Source organism: Bradyrhizobium sp. JR3.5, from assembly GCF_054057015.1.
Genome location: NZ_JBSRYV010000002.1, coordinates 960512 through 977991 on the forward strand (window position 1 = coordinate 960512; position 17480 = coordinate 977991).

The following is a 17480-nucleotide window of genomic DNA, read 5'->3' on the forward strand; positions in this document are numbered from 1 at the left end:
TAGAGCAGTAATGATGTGCATGTTGTAAATGCGACACGGACGTCGTCGTTCTGACAAAGTGGCTCCGCGGTGAGCCGCTTCGTTCTCGCGCTAAGCCCGCGAGAACCCTGCTCCATCTCAACCGAGTTTGATGCGATGCGGCCTCTCACAATAGGCCGACGAGGTGAGCGAGCCGGCCCTTACAACGCCGTTAATTGGCCAGCAGTACCTCCACCGCACGAGGGAGCCCAATCGCAAGCGGCGTCAGGCCTTGCTCGATTAAAATCGGACCTCGTTGCGTGAAAGCGCATCCGGATCAACGATCGCATAATGGGTGTCGGCCGTACGCTTGATGATCTGCCGCGCATAGCTACGCAACAGCTGGTCGTTGAAGCGACAGCCGATGAAGAGAAAGGTTTGTCCGGTCCGCTTTTTCTTGATGATGTCCGGAATCGGTGTCTGGATGTCGATTTCGGTCAACACCTCGACATAGTCAGCGTCGGAGATCAGGAAGTTCTTGGCCGGGTGCACGCCGCCGTGCGGCTTGTACAGCACCGTCGCCCAGCCGCCGGCCACCACACTGTCGACCTCTTGTCCAACGGAATCATAAAAGCGGTACCAGCGGTTCTCGCCAATGCCGACGCGGGTGATACCCTGCACTTCGCCCCATCCATCGCGCTCACCCAGCGCCGCGCGCATCGCGCCATCGTACCACGCATCGACTATGACGGGCAGCGACAGGGACGCAAGATGATGGTGCAAGCGCGTCGGCTCGACTGGCCGAGCGAAGGCCTGCGTCATCAATGTCGTCACGGCAGAGCGATGTTTGCTGATCTCGATATGCTGCGCCGACGCCCACGCATTGCCCTTGGCCCGTCGCGGCAACGCTACCCTGCTGGCGAAGAAGCCGGCAAGCGCTTCGGGCGTGGTCGGCACATCGGATCTGGACAACTCGACGAGGCCAGGTCCAAGATAAGGCACAACGCCCGCGGCCCTCAGCCCGGCAGCGACGTCCGCGAGAATGGCCTTTGCATCCGCCGCATCGACAAAATCGATCCGCGGGGTCGACTTCACGGATCGTCCCCGTTCTCGCCACGTTTTTTGGCATTGATTGTGATCGGTAACCGCGTGTCGCTCGCCATCTCGGGTAGATCGAGCACCCAGCCATTGGCTATTTTGATCCAGCCGCCCCAGAGCGTTTCGTACTCGGATTCCACGATCGGTTCTTCGAGATCCTTTTTGGGCACGTAGATCGACAGGCCCGCGTCCAAAGACCGGCGGATCATGATTTTCACGAGGGCAACTCCTTGGACTGTGACGCATAGCTGGCCAGACCGGCAGACTCCCGCGACGTGGCGCGCAGGCGAGCCACAATGTCGGACACTGCGCACACGACCTCATCGACCTCCCCGAAGGAGGTTTCACGCGACAGAGAGAAGCGCACCGCGCCGCGCATGCTCCACGCCGGCACCTGCATGGCGCGCAAAACATGCGATGGCGCCATTGAGCCGGAGTTGCAGGCTGATCCGAGCGACACGGCTATGCCCGCACGATTGAGATGATGGACGATTGCTTCGCCTTCGAGATGGCCGAAGGCAATATTGGCCGTGTTCGCCAGCCGGTTGCTGACATCGCCGAGCGTGACGCACTCGCCATTGTGCAAAAGCCCCTGCTCCAGGCGGTCACGCAACGCACCAATGCGAAGGCGCTCCGGTTCGAGCCGCTCCACCGCAAGCTCCGCAGCCTTTCCAAGGCCGACGATGCCCGGAATATTCTCAGTTCCAGCGCGGTGCCGTCGTTCCTGTGATCCGCCCCAGATCAGCGGCCGGAATCTTGTCCCTTTGCGCAGATAGAGCGCGCCGATCCCCTTGGGGCCATGCAATTTGTGCGCGGATAGCGACAGCATGTCGATCGCGCTGTCCTTTAGGTCCACGCGCACCTTGCCCATGGCCTGGACCGCATCGGTGTGAAACAGCGCGCCCGCCTCACGGGCCAACCCGGCCAGAAACTCGACAGGAAAAATCGTGCCGGTCTCGTTGTTGGCCCACATGACAGAGGCAATCGCCGTGCGTGGCCCGAGCGCGCAGCGAAATGCCTCGATGTTGAGCCGTCCCCGGGAATCCACGGGTACGATATGCGTCTTGACCCCTCTTGTCGCCAATTGCTCGACTAGCGCAAGCACGGCGGAGTGCTCAACCGAACTGGTCACGATCTCGTCACGGTCTTCCTGAGTCGCAAGCGCAGAGAGGATTGCGGCATTGTTGGCTTCGGTCGCACCCGAGGTGAAAACGATCTCATGATCGTAGGCGCTCCCTAGCAGACCCCGCAAGCTGCGCCGGGCCTGCTTCAGCGCGACTGCGACCTCGCCGCCGAAGGCATGCGTGGATGAGGCGTTGCCGAACTGCTCAGTAAAGAACGGCAACATGGCTTGCACGACAGCCGGATCGGTCCGCGTCGTCGCATTGTTGTCGAGGTAAATCGGCATTTGATCCCCGCTCAATCCGGCGTCTTGCCTGCCGCACCAACCGGGATCAGGCGGATGAATTCGCCGAGCCTCTCGACCAGCCGCGCCTGAATGCCTTCCAGCGTCAGCCTCGAAAGCTTACAGAACGTGCAGGCCCCGGTCAGCCCGACCATGACCTTGCTGCCATCGATCCCGATCAGCTGACAGTCGCCCCCATCGCGTTGCAGATCGGGGCGGATCTCCTCGATGACGCTGCGAATGCGCAGCTCTCGCTCGGTTGCAGTCGCCGACGATTGCCTCAGTTGTTCGGTTTCGGCTAGCATGCCTCGACGCCTCTTCTTCATCAGCTGAACGATTTTCCGCAGGAGCAGCTCGCGGTCGCATTCGGGTTATGAAAGGTGAAGCCAGGGCTCTCCAGCGCCATCACGAAATCGATGGTCGTACCGACGAGATAATCATGGCTCTTGTTGTCGACAAATACCTTCAGACCGTCGCACTCGATCACAGTGTCATCAGGCTTCGGTTCCTCGGCCAGACCCATCATGTATTTGAACCCGTTGCAGCCGCCTGCTTCGACCATAATGCGCAGACCACTAGCCGGCCGCGTCGACGATGAAATCGCGCTCTTGATTGCGTTCACTGCGCTATTCGTCAGGTTTATCACGGCTTGCCCCTCGTCGGCTTAGGTCTGCCTGCCCAAGGGCAAGTCATGTGCCGGCGTGCAGACGCTTGACGATGCTCACATTTTCCGATCGCGCCTGCCGGCTTTGGAAGCCGTGTCGGATTTCTGACAGGGCTACGTGAGACCGATCGCCGCCCGCTTACGCGTTTTCTTTCTAAGCTCCGCCGAAGGCCGCCACACATGCGACGGCAAGCAATTTGCATTGCATCTGGCACCGGCCAAGGAGTCGGTGAGGAGCTTAGATCGAGGACCAATTTAATGACTGCAATCGAGAACACCGCACTCAGCAGACTTGAGAAGGAGGGCCGCCTGCTCAATGCCGTACTCAAAGGCGGGACGACCAAGCCGGGCCGGTTCGGCTTTCGCGGCGACATCGCACTACACTTCCAGACTCAAGTCGCGGACGAGAAACGGCCGCCGGACTATTCGATCGAGCAGGTTTTGACGATCGCGCAGGACGGAGAACGCACTATTCCGGTCCTGGCCGGCTACCTGCATTCCTTCGCGTATCTTGCTGACGTCGCGACCGTCCTTGATGGTGCCTTAAGCTCGCGCGGAAGTTACTTCATGTTCTGCAACAACATAGATTTGCTGGCGAAATACCGAACCAAGCTCGGTGATATTACCTTCCACGTCCTACCGTGCGATGAATCCACGGTTTGGAAGGAGATGATGGACCTGGTCGGGGTCAACAAGGACGACATCAAGAAGCTCGATGCGGGCGGCAAGCTTGATTACCTGCTCGATGCCGCAAAGGATCTCGATCAGTCCTATGACGAGATCTCCTATGAAGACGGGCTGAAGAGAATGGAACCGGTGAAGAACCGCAACGAGAACGCGGCCGGTCTGAGCGCGAACTTCATTCGTTCCGGGACACGTCGTCTTCGACAAGACGTACGCCGACAACACAGACGTCACCATCCAGAACTGTCAAGGCGATCGGCGTGAGCGCTCTGCCCTTACATGGACCTTCGACGCACCGCCCGGTGCCGAGTTCGAAGGTCGATCCGTGCTTGCCGCATATCAGCCGGACGCTGTATGGATCAAGGAATCTGTTCCGCTCCCAGTCCAGATTGACGCCGTTGTGCGGGCACTTGTTGATATAGCCAAGCACCTTTTTGCCCCATCGCACGACAACGATGGACCATGGTCGGTGAACGCCGTCGTTGTCGATAGCTATAAGGTGAACGCCCATGGCGTGGCGGTTTGGAATGTCGTCAAAGCCGCAAATTGTATAGATAGCTTCTGGCTGCATTGATTGCTCTTCGGGCACTCTTCATTGTCGCGGCGCGATCGCCCCTACAAAGACCGTAGGAGTAGGGACGACCCGCGTTCTGGTATTCCAGGCAGCGGGCTGCACCACTTGAGCACACCTCATCGGTGCGGGTGCATAATTCAGACCACTTCGCAGACCCTTGCTTCCCGTTCACGGGCGTGCTGCGCAGGGGCAGCGTTCGCGACATCTAAAGTCAGTGCCTGCTCGCAAAAGCAGTCGCGCCGAATAGCCAGAGCGTGTTAGCAATTTCACGTCGGCACAGCTTTGAGATGCGCGCAGCCACTACTCCCATGTACACGTCTCGCCCGCTGATGCAATCGACCGGAAGACTACGGCCGCGACCCGAATTAATCTTCGCCGAAGGAATTGAGCTGCTCCGCCCTGTAGGGGTGAGCACATCACCGGGGTTTGGACAACCGTCGCGCTTTGCGAACAAGCTTGTTGCAACATCGACGATCTTAGCTTGCCCATTTCGGCACTCCCCGTCATCAAGCTGACTTATGGATGCGGCTTGTTCGCCACGTTATTGCTGTCTTCGAATGCACGTTCGGCGAACCGTCGACCAAACGTAAACCTGGCGTCCAGGCGGCGCAAAACGGAGCACACGCTTCGGACGCGCGCAGCGCTTTTTGAAGGCCAAGACTGTTTTGCCGACGTTGGCGTTGACGGGAGACCAGTCATTTCGGCGCTGCAGTCCGATTCGCCTTGCTCCCTAGCCAGCTTTTCCATGGCTCGATCCAAATAACAGGACGGATCATCATCAGACGAGTCACTATCGACGCTACCATCGTCGCCAGCTTTGGAAGGATACTTTGTCGGCCTGTCTACCCGCTGCCACTCGTCGTTATCGTTCTTCGTTCACACCTCAGGATGCTGGCTAGGATCACGCACCCTGTGATTACGACCCACATGAACAAAAACCCATTTCCGCGAGTCGGGGCTCCATGCCGGGCAAGGCAGGACGTGACAAGACCAACGGATAATCGCCGTCTTCTCGCAGCTGATGTTCCGGTAGAATATCGCCGGCGTTCTGGACCAGGGATGAGTAATCCGCAGATCTACTTGAGACGTGATGTCGTTTCGCCAAAACTGCTGCCGAAAATGCTCTCTCTTAATCAGATCTGGGCCTCCCATCCTTAACATCCCGACAGCTTCGTCACCCAACTGATAGCTGAAAAATCGAGCCGGGATGTCCGGATCATCGGAACTGTTGGCAAAGCTTCCAGCAACCGTTGCTGCGCGCTCAGCTTTATCTGCGACGAAATCCGAGTATTCCTTTGGGCTACTGGCGATGCGCACGACTCAATATGATCTCATCATCAGGCACGTACTCTGTACACACACAGATCCGCGCCCGCGAGCACTCGTCTGACCGCGCTGCCGCTGTTGAGAAGCGCCCTCCCGTTCCCCCATGTCGACGAAGTTCACGAACTGACCGCTCCTTTGGTCGGCGCAGCGATGTCGTTCGCGAGTGAGACCTGCTCAGAAGGATCGAGAGCCAGCCCAAAAATACTCGGCTGAAGTGCGAGCTACCCCAATCAAGGCAGAGATGATTGGCCGCGATAGAGTCAGCCGTCACTCACGCCGCTGCCGCTGTGGCCGAACCGTGGGTCTGGCAGTTGGCTGGGCAGACCCTGGCGCAGGCGCCGCAACCGATGCAGGCGCCCTGATCGTTGAGAACCATGATCTTCTTTTCAATCTCGTCGTCCTCATCATCGTCGAGGTCGACAAGCTCGCCCTCCTCGTTGATTCCCCTTAGCATCATGACATCTCGACCGCACACCTTGAAACAGCGCCCACAGCCGATGCACTTCTTGGCATCGATCGAGATCAGGTAGTTTGGCGTCCAGTCACGGCCGTCGCGCGTTGCAAATGACATGATCGGGCCCCTTTAAGTATTTTCCAGCGCCTTCAAATCGCGGCTCTTGCGCTCGAGCGCGGCATAGGCATCGTGCGCCTTCTGCGCCACCACCATGATTGAGGCCCAGTTGATGGGCAACTCTTCCGAACGGTCATGCAGATCCATTTTTGCCTGTATCGCTTTGGCCGACAGCTTCTTGAGATCTGCCCTCAGTGTTTCACGATCGCTCATGAGCGTCCTCAATATTTCGCCACCTCGGGAAATTTACGAATCAGGTCGATTCCGTCGCTGACATATTTGTCACCCTCCTGCGCGAGCTTTACGAAGTTATCGAAGCCGAAGCGATGCACATCGCGAAGCTGCTTGTTCACGGCGATCAGCCGGCCTCCGATTAGCACCACGCGGCCGAAGCCTTCATGATGCAGCTCCAGAATCGGCTGGATCATCACGCCGGTTACCCTCTCGATCGAGAGCGCGACCGCATCGAAGAACAGCTCAAGCCGCCACACCGTATCGGGATCAGGATCGCCGACAATCGGCAATGCGCGCCGCTTTTCCTTGTCCAAGATATAGGGTTCGAGCAAGTCGAGATCGCTCTTGGCCTCCCAGGCTCCGTTGGTATCCTGAGCGCGCCAAATCTTGACTAGCTCCATGAGGAACGGCGCCTCGACGCCGCTGCCCTGCTGCTCCATTTTTGCGCGTCATATCGCCTCATTCGTCGAACTCGAACGTACGCCGTTGGTCCTTTGCCATAGCCTTGCGTAGCCAGGGAGGTGGCGTGCCCTTCAGGGTGTGCTCGAGTTTTTCGAGCAGGACCAAGATGCTTTCCGGCTCGTTCACCTTGATAGGATGGATTTTGTTGGCGACCACCCGCGCGGCACCGGCACCGCCGATGGCGGCGACGTAAAGAATTGTGCAATCCTTGATCGCGTCAATCTTCGGCGCCAACTTGTCGTCGTTGCCGTCTTCCTTGAGATCCCCCTCAAACTCAATCGCCTTGAGAAACACGTGCCCGCCTGGCGCGACATCATAGATAGCGATATACTTTGCCCAACCAAAATGGGCATCGACCCGTCTCAGGTCTTGAGTTGCGAATGCGACCTTCATGCAATCGACCTCTCAGCTGCACTGATGGAGCTGCGGTTCCCGGACCTTAGTGGCAGTGGCCGGAGCCCGCCATCTGTCGGGAGTAGGCTGATGGTTCTCCTCGCGGTCCGCGATCACAAGATTGGCGATATCGAAGATCAGATCGCGCGTACCACGATAACCGATGGATCGTTGGTGCCCTGCGCCAAGCCGATCGAACATCGGAAAACCGGCTCGATAGAACGGGATTTTCAGCCGAGCCGCCGCTTGCCTGCCATGCGAATGCGTGATCAGCAGGTCGCAATGCTTGGTTCTGGCAAGCTCTTCCAGATCCTCAAGATCGCCGATCAGCACTTCCTCGGTCTTGATCCGCTCAATGACCGCCGACTGAGTAGTCGTCACGGCCGCCGTCACCTGCGCGCCCATGTCGTGCAGCATACCGGACAGGTCAAACAGGAGGTCTGGCTCGGCGGCGATTGCAACTTTGCGACCACCAATATGGAAGTGCGCGTCCAGCATTGCATCGGCGAGCTGGCCGCGCTGGCGCCGATATTTGAATGGTACGGGGCGGCCGCTGATCTCACTCAAGAACGTGATGAAGTCGTCGTTCGGGCCGAGACCGCACAGCCGTTCGAACAGCCGAAATGGCACGCCGGTCTTGGCCTGCATGACCTCTGCCGCTCGCCGCATCTGGGCGCCAATTGCGATAGTCCAGTTGGCGCGGCCCATGCTCGCAATTTCGTCGACGCCGATGCCGCCAATGGTCGTTGCCGTAAACTCATCGGGGATATGCCCATCGAGCGATCCCGCCAGGTCAGGCAAGAAGGACGGCCGCAAGCCAAAGTCCTCCAGGGTGGCCCGGAGTTCATCAAGATCACCCGGCGTGAGGTGACATCCTGGAAGAACATTCACCCTCGAGGGATCGCGCAGGCCATTGACGCTGGGCGGTTCAACCAGCAACTCCACAATGCGCGCCACAGCCTTCTCCCAGCCGTCCTGGAACGCACCCTTGAAATCAGGGGTCGAGACATAGACCAGCGGCAATTTCGCGAGCTGCGGATGCTTGTCGAGGATTAGCTTGAGGTAGGCATCGACATCGTCCCCATTGGTCTCGGTGACGCCGGTCGAGCAGATTCCGATGATCTTTGGCTTGGTACGGTTGTAGATATTGAGTATCGCCTGCTCGAGATTCCCGTAGCCGCCAAGCACGGTCGCGACCTCGCTCATCGCGGTGGTCTGCAGCGGCACGGCCTCCCTGAAATGCCGGACAAAGAGCGTGAGCCCGAAGGATGTGCACCCTTGCGAGCCGTGCAGAAGCGGCATTGCCCCACGCAACCCCATGAAGGCGAAGGCGCCACCGATCGGTTGGCTCATCTTCAGCGGATTGACGGCACAGGCTTTTGTGGACGCCGTGAGGCTGGCCATGACACTTCCCTATTCTGCGGCCTGTGGCATGGCCGACGGCGTGGACACCAGGATCCCCTCGATGCGTCTGTTGCAGCAGCCACCGACCGCATTGGTGTACTCTCTGACCGCCTCCACGCTCCTCAGGCCGTGCCCGTCGATTGCATCCTCGATGGTGCCGAGATCGACCTTGTTACAGAAGCAGATCCTCCTCGCGCGGCGCGCCGTTTCGGCGAGCACCGAATCGCAAGCGATGCCGGCCATTGGCGATCGCATCTGCACCATCGCCTTCGCCAATGCCTCCCATGGCGCTGGTCGCCGTAGCTGCTCCCACATTGGATTGGAGAGCGCCTTGTCGATCTCCTCCACCAGCTTGACCATTCCGAAATAGCCCATATAGGCATGGCACCGCTCCTGGTTGATATCGAGCCAGGGCATCGCCGCTTTCAGCGCGATGAACTGCGACTTGCCGCCCGAAAGCATGATGTCCGCTTTGGCGTCCTTCAACATCTTGTACATTTCGCGCGGCGTCATGTCCTCGATCATGTGGGCATCCTGCCCCATGAGCTCTTTGATGCGCTGCTTGTCCTGCCTTGTCGATTTCTTCACGCTGGTTCCGACTAATTCGAGCCCGGCTTCCTGCAGTGCCGCAACGACCGACCATGACTTGACGCCGCCGGTAATCAACAAGGCCTTCTTGCCTTTGAAGCGTGGCTTGTACGGCTCGATCGCAGCCCAGGCCCACGCTTCCTGGCGCGCGATCACCGCTTCGGTGCGCGCGAGCAGAGCGTTCGGCGCGCCGCGTTCAACCAATAGGCGCGCAATCTGGCGCAGCGATTCGCTTGAATCCTGAATACCGTAGAACGACCCCTCGAAGAACGGGATCCCGTAGCGTTGCTCCATCTTGCGTGCCACGTTGATCATCGACTTTGAGCACACCAACATCGCCGCCCGCGCGCGATGAGATGAAGCGACTTCGCGATATTTTCCATCGCCGGAGATGCAGGAGAGAATCCGCACTCCAAGCTCGTCCAACAATGGCTTCACTTGCCAGAGCTCTCCCGAAAGGTTGTATTCGCCGATCAGGTTGATATCGTATGGTGTGGTGTAGTCCGGTTCCTGCGTCCCGATCACATAGTCGAGCAAGGCCTCGCCGGCGAGCTTGTTACCGAGGTTCTTGGAACCGACGAAGCCCGGGGAATTGATCGGGATCACCGGCTTTCCGAACCTTCGAGATGCTGCCTTACAGACCGCGTTGATGTCGTCGCCGATCATCGCCGGGATGCAGGTTTGATAGACGAAGATGGCGGGCGGATCGTACTTGTCGATGATCTCCTTGATCGCTTTGCAAAGCCGCTTCTCGCCTCCGAATACGATATCGGTTTCGCTCAAATCGGTTGTGAATGCGATGCGCCACAGATTCGAGCCGGAAGACGCCGCGCCGCGATTGTCCCAGGAGTTGCCTTCGCACGCGATCGGACCATGCACCAAGTGAGCGACATCGGTAAACGGCTGCAGCGCAATCTTGGCGCCGTCGAAAGCACAGCCGCCCGCAGCGCTGCCCGGCTGCAGCTGTTTGGTGCAACCCTTCTTGCGCTCAGCCTCCGACTTACTGCCATTCCTGGCGCAGCCCGGCTCGTTGAAACTGTCCTGGACCGTGGCCGCTAGCGAACTCATCCGTTTTTCCTCTCAGCCGAAGCAAATTGCAAGGGTCAATCGTCTTGCGCTTGTGCCATCGTCGCGTGTTTTCGACGATGGCACGCGCACTGCCCGCCATCAGCGAATGATGTCGAAGCTGTAGTCAGTTTTGCCGAGAACATTGGTCTTCTTGTCGATTTCGTCGAAGATCTTGTCGAGGATCTTCACCAGCACATTCAGGCCCCCCTGATAGCCCCATACAGGGGAGCGGTGATGGTGATGCCGATCAAAAATCGGGAAACCGATGCGGATCAGTGGCGTTCCAGTGTCACGCTCCAGGTACTTGCCATAGGTGTTGCCAATCAGAAGATCGACCGGCTCGGTAAACAAGAGCGAGCGCATGTGCCAGAGGTCTCGGCCCGGATAGGCGTGGCAGGCTTCCCCAAACGGTGAGCTCGCAAATAGCGCCTGCATTTTTTCATGCCAGGCCTTGTTGCCGTTGGTGGACAGTACGTGGGTTGGTTCGGCGCCGAGCTCGAGCAGAAAGGCAGCTAACCCATAGCAGAGATCCGGGTCGCCATAGATCGCGAACTTCTTGCCATGGATATGCGCGCTGGAGTCCGCGATGGCATCCACGAGGCGGCCACGCTCGCGCGTGAGTTGTTCCGGAATCTCCTTGCCGCTGATGCGTGATAACGTCAGGAGAAGGTCATCCGTTGCGGATATGCCCACCGGGTAATTGAAAGATACGACCTCCTGGCCATGCTCGGACACGAACGGCAGGGTCTTTTCCGTACACCACTGCTGCATGGAGACTGTCGCTTTGGCGTGAACCGCGTTGGCCGTATCTTCCAGCGTGGTGCCGCCGTCATACATCCGGAACTCGCCATCTGTCGGGGTATCGAAGACTTCGGAGTTATCCGCGAGTATGGTGTGCTGGATACCCATCAATGCTAGGATGCGGCTAATCTCGCGAAGGTTTCCGACGGTATAGCCATCGAACCCACCAATGATGTTGATTGCCTCGTTCGGGCTGCGTTCTAGCTTCGGCGCTGTTCCGGCCTTGCCGTCCCAAAAAATGCCCCAGAATGCCCTTGAGCGCGTTGTCATAGCCAGTGATGTGGCTGCCGACGAACGCTGGTGTGTGTGCGAACGGCACGTCGAACTCTGCCGGAATAGAGCCTTTTTCCTTCGACGTCTTGATGTAGGCGTTGAGGTCATCGCCGATCACCTCAGCCATGCAGGTCGTGGAAACCGCAATCATCTTTGGCTTGTACATATTGTAGCTGTTCGCGAGTCCGTCGATCATGTTGTTCAGGCCGCCGAATACAGCAGCGTCTTCCGTCATCGATGAAGAGACGCAGGAGCTCGGCTCCTTGAAGTGTCGCGCCAGATGGCTGCGGTAGTAGGCCACGCAGCCTTGAGATCCGTGGACGAAGGGCAGCGTGCCCTCAAAGCCGACCGAGGCGAACACGGCGCCAAGCGGCTGGCAGGCCTTGGCCGGATTTATCACCAATGCCTCCCGCGCAAAGTTCTTCTCGCGGTATTCGGGTGTCTTCGTCCATTCCTTGGTACGTTCGACCTCAGCGGGATCGCGAGGATTCTCGAATATCTTCTTGTCGGCCAGCATCTGCTGGTATTCCGGACCGCGGAACAGTTCTAGATGATCGAGCACGTGTTCGGCACTCTGCGCCATTTTTGGAATCCTTCGTTATCGAAACTGGTATCGCCCAGCTCTCCGCGAGAGCGGGAATTGGTAGCTTTATTCTGCAGCCAAGAGTCTTGGCTTCGAAGCTTCCTTCCAAGGCGCCTTCGTCTTCTTCCAGACCGGCGAGTTGACAGCCATGTCCATGTCGCGCGCGAAGATCGCAAAGCCGTCATAGCCGTGATATGGGCCCGAATAGTCCCAGGAATGCATCTGCCGGAACGGCACACCCATCTTTTGGAAGACGTATTTTTCCTTGATGCCCGAGCCGACCAGGTCGGGCTGGAGCTTTTCGACGAAGCGCTCAAACTCATAGCCTGTGACGTCGTCGTAGATGAGCGTGCTGTCCTTTACGTAGTGCTGGGCGGTGCGCTGATAGTCGTCGTTGTGAGCGAACTCGTATCCGGTGCCCACGACTTCCATCCCGAGGTCCTCGTATGCGCCAATCACGTGACGCGGACGAAGCCCGCCGACGTACAGCATCACCGTTTTACCCTGCAGGCGCGGACGATATTTTGCGATCACGGCGCTCACCAGCGGCTGGTACTTTTCAATCACCCGCTCGGCGCCTTCCTTGATCTTATCGTCGAAATGTCCCGCAATCTTGCGTAGCGATTCTGCGATCTTTGAAGGTCCGAAGAAGTTATACTCGCACCAGGGGATACCGAACTTCTCCTCCATGTGGCGGGAGATGTAGTTCATGGAACGATAGCAATGCAGAATGTTGAGCTTTGCCTTCGGCGTTGCCTCAAGCTCAGCGAGCGAACCGTCGCCCGACCACTGCGCAATCACCCGCAGGCCCATTTCCTCCAAAAGAATTCGCGATGACCAGGCATCGCCGCCGATATTGTAGTCTCCGATGATCGCAACATCGTAAGGCGTCGGCTCGAACTTTGGTTTGCCATCCGGCTCGAGCTTGTCGAAAATCCAATCGCGCACCGCGTCGTTGGCAATGTGATGGCCGAGCGACTGCGACACGCCGCGAAAGCCCTCACAGCGGACCGGAACGATGGTCTTGCCGCCATACTCCTTCGATTTCGCTCTTGAGACGGCCTCGATATCGTCACCGATCAGTCCGATCGGGCATTCTGACTGGATGGTGATGCCGTTGTTGAGCGGAAACAGCTCCTGGATTTCGTCCAGAACTTTGACCAGTTTCTTGTCGCCACCGAATACGATATCCTTTTCTTGGAAATCGGAGGTGACCTGCAAGGTCACGAAGCTATCGATCCCCGTCGTGCCAACGTAATAGTTGCGGCGCGAGCCCCACGAATACTGACCGCAACCGACCGGGCCATGGCTGACATGGACCATGTCCTTGATCGGTCCCCAGACCACCCCCTTCGATCCCGCATAGGCGCAGCCTCTGATTGTCATCACGCCGGGTATGGATTTGATGTTGGACTTCACCCCGCAGTCGGACTTGCCGGCTTGGTGAACGTTGAGGTGCTTGGCACGCCGTTTCGCGGTTTTCTCCGGATAGACCTTCAGCACCTCCTCGATCAACTCTTTGTTGCGAGCCCTGATTTCTGCGATGCTCTGGGTCGTGGCGAGACTCATCTGATGTCCTTCAAGGTTAGCTGTTGCGAGAGCGGCTTCTTGATCAAGACTTTTGCAACCAGCATGCCAGCGGCTCGTGAGCACAAAAAACAGAACGATCAAAACCGGTTAGCGCGTCTCGCGCTGTGACAATGGATGTTGTTGCGAATGCGACATCGCGCTTTGCGCGGAGAACTCTTGGTTTGGCCTGTTCGAAATGGAACAAGGGCTGGTGTGTGTAAAATTTCCCGCTCAATTCTCCGCGCGTGTCCGCGTTCGCAGTACTTTGCGATCGCGCTCGCTGAAGGCGGCCGCAACAAGGAAAACCGGCTGCAGGGTCAGCTGGCCGACACAGACTTGCAATACGATCTCTGCTTGCCGAGACCTACAGGAGCTTACCCTCTGCGATGACGATGATGCTCAGGTGCATGACGTCATCCTCCTCCAGAGCTCAATGCAAGCCCCCTCCCACCTGGACGTGGCGGGCTCGCCGATCACGAGAACAGCTGCCGCGCCTTGATAAGTGCACGCACGAGCGTATCAATCTCTTCGCGGGTGTTGTAAAGTCCGAGGGACGCACGGCACGTCGCCTGCACGCCGAAGCGCTTGAGCAGCGGCATCGCACAGTGAGCTCCCGCCCGCACCGCTATACCGGCGCGATCGATGACGGTGGCAATATCATGCGCATGCGCACCTTTCATATCAAAGGAGATGATTGGCCCTTTCTCGGCCGAAGTCCCAATCAGGCGCACGGAGTTGATGTCCCCCAGCTTTTCCTGCGCGTAAGCAAGCAGTGCGCTCTCGTGCTTGCGGATCTGCACCTTGCCTATTGAATTGATGTAATCCACAGCCGCGCCCAAACCGATCGCCTCAACAATCGGCGGCGTACCCGCTTCGAACCGGTGCGGCGGATCGGCATAAATGACGCCGGAACACGAGACCTCGCGGATCATTTCGCCGCCGCCATTGAAGGGCGACATCGATGCCAGATGCTCAGACTTGCCGTAGAGCACGCCGATCCCGGTCGGACCATAGAGTTTATGGCCGGTCATGACGTAGAAATCGCAATCAATGTCGCGTACGTCGGCGCTCAGATGGACGCAGCCTTGCGAGCCGTCGACCAGCACCGGGATACCACGAGCATGAGCGATTCTCACCGCGTCTTTCACCGGCAAGACCGTGCCGAGCACGTTCGACATTTGTGTGATTGCAACCATCTTGGTGCGCGGGGTCAGCAGTCGCTCAAATTCGTCGAGCAAGAAGTTTCCGTCATCATCCAGTGGTGCCCATTTGATCACTGCACCGAGCCGCTCCCTGAGAAAATGCCATGGCACAATGTTGGAGTGGTGTTCCATAATCGACAGAACGATCTCATCACCCGGGCTGATGCGTTCACGGCCAAAAGTCTGGGCGACCAGATTAATTGCCTCGGTGGCGCTGCGGGTGAAGATGATCTCTTCGTTCAAATGCGCGTTCACAAACCGCGCCACCCTCGTACGGGCGCCCTCATACGCCTCGGTCGCCGCGTTAGCGAGGTAGTGCAAGCCGCGATGAACGTTGGCATATTCGCTGGAGTATACCTGCATCATACGGTCAAGTACCACATTGGGCTTTTGCGCGGATGCAGCGTTATCGAGGTAAACAAGCGGCTTGCCGTACACCGTCATGGCCAGCGCAGGAAAGTTCGTACGCAGACGGTTGACCTCGTAACTACCATTGCTAACCGCGGGATGTGCGCTCATCGCCGCGCCTGCAGCCAGTGTTCAGCTTGCGCGGTCACAAAATCGCGCAGATTCTCGGCGGCAATATCTTCAATCGACTCGCCAATGAACGCTTTAATCAGCAACATCTGCGCATCCTTTTCGGATAGACCCCGAGCGCGCAGATAAAATACGAGAGTGCCGTCCAGCGCACCTGATGTCGATCCGTGGCCGCAGGTCACGTTATCGGCCAAGATTTCAAGTTCGGGCTTATGGTCGGCCTCGGCCTGGTCAGAGAGGAGCAGCGCTCGCGTCGTCAGCGTGGCGTCCGTCTTCTGTGCGCCGGGACGAACGACGATTCGGCCCTGGAACACCGAGCGGCCGCGATCATCAACGATCGCGCGGAACTTCTGCCGACTGGTGCAATGTGGCACAGCGTGGTCGACTACGATTGTTGTGTCGGCGTGCTGCTTGTGGCTGATGAGATTGACGCCGTTCGCTGAGAGCTTGGATCCCTCGCCTGCCAGCGTGACGAATCCCTGATAGCGGCTAATGGAGCCACCACAGGTCATGGTGAAAAGATTGAGCTTCGCCCTGGAGCCGACCGCGATGATCGCCGACGAGATGTTCACGGCGTCAGCAGCATCGGCTGCCACTCGGATATGCGAAAGGCTCGCCTCGTCACCAACCAGGACGATCGTCGTATCGTTGGTCTGATAGCCGCTCGCGCCCTCAGCCGAGACGAAGCTTTCCACAAAGGCCGCATGCGCGCCCTTACCGAGTTGCAGATAGGAACGCGTGAAGTTGGATACCGACAATCCGGTCGCGACATGAACGATGTGAATCGGGCGCTTCACCAAATTGCCCTCGGCGATCGCAATCACCAGGCCATCGGTCGCCATTGCGGCATTGAGCGAGACCACCGCATCAGTCGTCGTCGATAGCACCAGACGGGCCGTCGCGCTGTTGGCCGAATTCTCCAGAACGTCTCGTAACGACACGACATCGACCCCATTTTCCAGCCTGCCGAGATCGGATAGCTCAGGTGCGAATATGCCATCCACCAAAACCAGTTTGACTGCCTGGTCCAACGCCGCTTGCCTGGCTGAGGCCTTCGCGCGCACCAGCGCAGCTGCATCCGGTCCTGGAGCGAGTGGCAGCACCTTGCCGATCAGGGCGCGTAGATCGGTGTATTTCCATGCCTCCATGTGCCGATGCGGGAGGCCGGCACGCTCGTAGGCCTCGAATGCCCTCGCACGGATATCGGGAACAGCGCCCACGCCTGGCAGCCTTCCAAGCGCTGCAGCGAAGACATTTCCCATTGCGCGTCCGGCGTCGCTTTTGGCCAAAACTTGCTTCATCATGAAATACTAGAGCCGTCAGGCGGCGTCCTCGAATTTGGCGTAACCGGTGGCCTCGAGCTCCATGGCCAGTTCTTTACCGCCACTCTTCCTGACCCGCCCTTTCGCCATCACGTGCACAACGTCCGGTATTATGTAGTCGAGCAGCCGCCGATAGTGGGTGATCACGATCATCGCTCGTTCCCGCGAGCGCAAGGCGTTGATGCCGCTAGCGACGATACGTAGCGCGTCGATGTCGAGACCGGAATCGATCTCGTCGAGTATGCAGACGGCCGGCTCGAACAATGCCATCTGCAAAATCTCGTTGCGCTTCTTCTCGCCGCCGGAGAACCCGACATTGACGCCGCGCTTCAGCATGTCCTGGGGGATGTTGAGCGATTCGGCGACATCGCGGACTCTTTTCAGAAATTCGGGGATGGAGAATTCCTGCTGGTCGCGCGCCTTGCGCTGGGCGTTCAGCACCGTGCGCAGGAAGTTCATCGTGGTCACGCCGGGGATCTCGACCGGATACTGGAACGCCAGGAACACGCCCTTCGCGGCCCGCTCGTTCGGCTCCATCGCCAGCAGGTCCTCGCCCCGGAACAGGATTTGGCCGCCGGTGACTTCATAGCCCGGCTTGCCGGCGATGACGTGGGAGAGCGTCGATTTGCCGGAGCCGTTCGGCCCCATGATCGCGTGCACCTCGCCCGGGTTCACCGTGAGCGACAGCCCGTGAAGGATCTCGCGCTCCTCGACACGGACCTTCAGATCTTTCACTTCAAGCAGAGACATCTGATTTTTCCTGA

16 protein-coding genes and 3 pseudogenes are annotated in these 17480 nt (G+C 58.5%); 1 reads left to right on the forward strand and 18 read right to left on the reverse strand.

All coding sequences use genetic code 11. The features are described 5' to 3' along the window. Window positions 1-190: 190 nt before the first annotated feature. The 5 genes and pseudogenes from ACVWW1_RS21350 to ACVWW1_RS21370 all read right to left on the reverse strand — a co-directional run bounded on the left by ACVWW1_RS21350 (window position 191) and on the right by ACVWW1_RS21370 (window position 3107). Window positions 191-1053 (reverse strand): annotated as a pseudogene (locus tag ACVWW1_RS21350) (SIR2 family NAD-dependent protein deacylase). Further along, a complete protein-coding gene (gene nifT, locus ACVWW1_RS21355) occupies window positions 1050-1274 on the reverse strand; it encodes a putative nitrogen fixation protein NifT (RefSeq protein ID WP_429032775.1) in 225 nt (74 codons plus the stop codon). The pseudogene ACVWW1_RS21350 and the gene nifT overlap by 4 nt, the downstream one beginning before the upstream one ends. Then, a complete protein-coding gene (nifS, locus tag ACVWW1_RS21360; RefSeq protein ID WP_456657349.1) occupies window positions 1271-2464 on the reverse strand; it encodes a cysteine desulfurase NifS in 1194 nt (397 codons plus the stop codon). The genes nifT and nifS overlap by 4 nt, the downstream gene beginning before the upstream one ends. 11 nt (window positions 2465-2475) lie before the next feature. Beyond that, window positions 2476-2766, reverse strand: coding sequence for a NifU family protein (locus ACVWW1_RS21365; protein WP_456657350.1), 291 nt, complete (start codon window positions 2764-2766; stop codon window positions 2476-2478). Window positions 2767-2786: 20 nt separating this feature from the next. After that, entirely contained in the window at window positions 2787-3107 is a 321-nt protein-coding gene (locus ACVWW1_RS21370; protein ID WP_456657351.1) for a HesB/IscA family protein, read from the reverse strand. Window positions 3108-3383: 276 nt separating this feature from the next. On the opposite strand from ACVWW1_RS21370, the pseudogene ACVWW1_RS21375 reads away from it, so the two are divergent. Beyond that, window positions 3384-3962, forward strand: a pseudogene (locus ACVWW1_RS21375) (hypothetical protein); the annotation flags it as partial. A gap of 22 nt (window positions 3963-3984) precedes the next feature. Here the strand turns inward: ACVWW1_RS21375 and ACVWW1_RS21380 are convergent. The 13 genes and pseudogenes from ACVWW1_RS21380 to sufC all read right to left on the reverse strand — a co-directional run bounded on the left by ACVWW1_RS21380 (window position 3985) and on the right by sufC (window position 17466). After that, window positions 3985-4380 carry a Rieske (2Fe-2S) protein gene (locus tag ACVWW1_RS21380; protein ID WP_456657352.1) on the reverse strand — a complete coding sequence of 132 codons (396 nt, stop codon included), beginning with the start codon at window positions 4378-4380 and terminating at the stop codon, window positions 3985-3987. Window positions 4381-5259: 879 nt separating this feature from the next. Then, window positions 5260-5700: a hypothetical protein gene (locus ACVWW1_RS21385; protein ID WP_456657353.1), complete on the reverse strand. Its 441-nt coding sequence runs from the start codon at window positions 5698-5700 to the stop codon at window positions 5260-5262. A 280-nt stretch (window positions 5701-5980) separates the two neighbouring features. Further along, window positions 5981-6280, reverse strand: coding sequence for a ferredoxin III, nif-specific (fdxB, locus tag ACVWW1_RS21390; protein ID WP_456657354.1), 300 nt, complete (start codon window positions 6278-6280; stop codon window positions 5981-5983). A 12-nt stretch (window positions 6281-6292) separates the two neighbouring features. Next, the gene (locus tag ACVWW1_RS21395; protein ID WP_456657355.1) at window positions 6293-6493 is read right to left on the reverse strand and encodes a CCE_0567 family metalloprotein; all 201 of its coding nucleotides are present in this window, start codon (window positions 6491-6493) and stop codon (window positions 6293-6295) included. An 8-nt stretch (window positions 6494-6501) separates the two neighbouring features. Next, window positions 6502-6954, reverse strand: a complete 453-nt coding sequence (locus ACVWW1_RS21400) for a NifX-associated nitrogen fixation protein (protein WP_456657356.1) — start codon at window positions 6952-6954, stop codon at window positions 6502-6504. Between the two features lie 19 nt (window positions 6955-6973). Then, window positions 6974-7369: a nitrogen fixation protein NifX gene (gene nifX / locus ACVWW1_RS21405; protein WP_456657357.1), complete on the reverse strand. Its 396-nt coding sequence runs from the start codon at window positions 7367-7369 to the stop codon at window positions 6974-6976. A 12-nt stretch (window positions 7370-7381) separates the two neighbouring features. Continuing rightward, window positions 7382-8773 (reverse strand): nitrogenase iron-molybdenum cofactor biosynthesis protein NifN, encoded by a 1392-nt coding sequence (gene nifN / locus ACVWW1_RS21410; protein ID WP_456657358.1) that lies wholly within the window; start codon window positions 8771-8773, stop codon window positions 7382-7384. A gap of 9 nt (window positions 8774-8782) precedes the next feature. After that, window positions 8783-10429, reverse strand: a complete 1647-nt coding sequence (gene nifE, locus ACVWW1_RS21415) for a nitrogenase iron-molybdenum cofactor biosynthesis protein NifE (protein WP_456657359.1) — start codon at window positions 10427-10429, stop codon at window positions 8783-8785. A gap of 99 nt (window positions 10430-10528) precedes the next feature. Continuing rightward, a pseudogene (gene nifK / locus ACVWW1_RS21420) lies at window positions 10529-12086 on the reverse strand (nitrogenase molybdenum-iron protein subunit beta). 66 nt (window positions 12087-12152) lie between these two features. Beyond that, window positions 12153-13655 carry a nitrogenase molybdenum-iron protein alpha chain gene (gene nifD, locus ACVWW1_RS21425; protein ID WP_429032803.1) on the reverse strand — a complete coding sequence of 501 codons (1503 nt, stop codon included), beginning with the start codon at window positions 13653-13655 and terminating at the stop codon, window positions 12153-12155. Between the two features lie 473 nt (window positions 13656-14128). Beyond that, window positions 14129-15376, reverse strand: coding sequence for a cysteine desulfurase (locus tag ACVWW1_RS21430; RefSeq protein ID WP_456657360.1), 1248 nt, complete (start codon window positions 15374-15376; stop codon window positions 14129-14131). Then, window positions 15373-16695 (reverse strand): Fe-S cluster assembly protein SufD, encoded by a 1323-nt coding sequence (sufD, locus tag ACVWW1_RS21435; RefSeq protein WP_456660639.1) that lies wholly within the window; start codon window positions 16693-16695, stop codon window positions 15373-15375. The genes ACVWW1_RS21430 and sufD overlap by 4 nt, the downstream gene beginning before the upstream one ends. 18 nt (window positions 16696-16713) lie before the next feature. Continuing rightward, on the reverse strand, window positions 16714-17466 hold the full coding sequence (gene sufC / locus ACVWW1_RS21440) for a Fe-S cluster assembly ATPase SufC (RefSeq protein WP_456657361.1): 753 nt from the start codon (window positions 17464-17466) through the stop codon (window positions 16714-16716). Window positions 17467-17480: the final 14 nt, after the last annotated feature.

Coding starts and splice junctions, on each gene's coding strand:
- nifX (WP_456657357.1), bottom strand. CDS start 7,369: ATGAAGGTCGCATTCGCAACTCAAGACCTGAGACGGGTCGATGCCCAT.
- ACVWW1_RS21395 (WP_456657355.1), bottom strand. CDS start 6,493: ATGAGCGATCGTGAAACACTGAGGGCAGATCTCAAGAAGCTGTCGGCC.
- fdxB (WP_456657354.1), bottom strand. CDS start 6,280: ATGTCATTTGCAACGCGCGACGGCCGTGACTGGACGCCAAACTACCTG.
- ACVWW1_RS21430 (WP_456657360.1), bottom strand. CDS start 15,376: ATGAGCGCACATCCCGCGGTTAGCAATGGTAGTTACGAGGTCAACCGT.
- nifN (WP_456657358.1), bottom strand. CDS start 8,773: ATGGCCAGCCTCACGGCGTCCACAAAAGCCTGTGCCGTCAATCCGCTG.
- sufD (WP_456660639.1), bottom strand. CDS start 16,695: ATGAAGCAAGTTTTGGCCAAAAGCGACGCCGGACGCGCAATGGGAAAT.
- nifE (WP_456657359.1), bottom strand. CDS start 10,429: ATGAGTTCGCTAGCGGCCACGGTCCAGGACAGTTTCAACGAGCCGGGC.
- nifD (WP_429032803.1), bottom strand. CDS start 13,655: ATGAGTCTCGCCACGACCCAGAGCATCGCAGAAATCAGGGCTCGCAAC.
- ACVWW1_RS21365 (WP_456657350.1), bottom strand. CDS start 2,766: ATGCTAGCCGAAACCGAACAACTGAGGCAATCGTCGGCGACTGCAACC.
- sufC (WP_456657361.1), bottom strand. CDS start 17,466: ATGTCTCTGCTTGAAGTGAAAGATCTGAAGGTCCGTGTCGAGGAGCGC.
- ACVWW1_RS21400 (WP_456657356.1), bottom strand. CDS start 6,954: ATGGAGCAGCAGGGCAGCGGCGTCGAGGCGCCGTTCCTCATGGAGCTA.
- ACVWW1_RS21380 (WP_456657352.1), bottom strand. CDS start 4,380: ATGCAGCCAGAAGCTATCTATACAATTTGCGGCTTTGACGACATTCCA.
- nifS (WP_456657349.1), bottom strand. CDS start 2,464: ATGCCGATTTACCTCGACAACAATGCGACGACGCGGACCGATCCGGCT.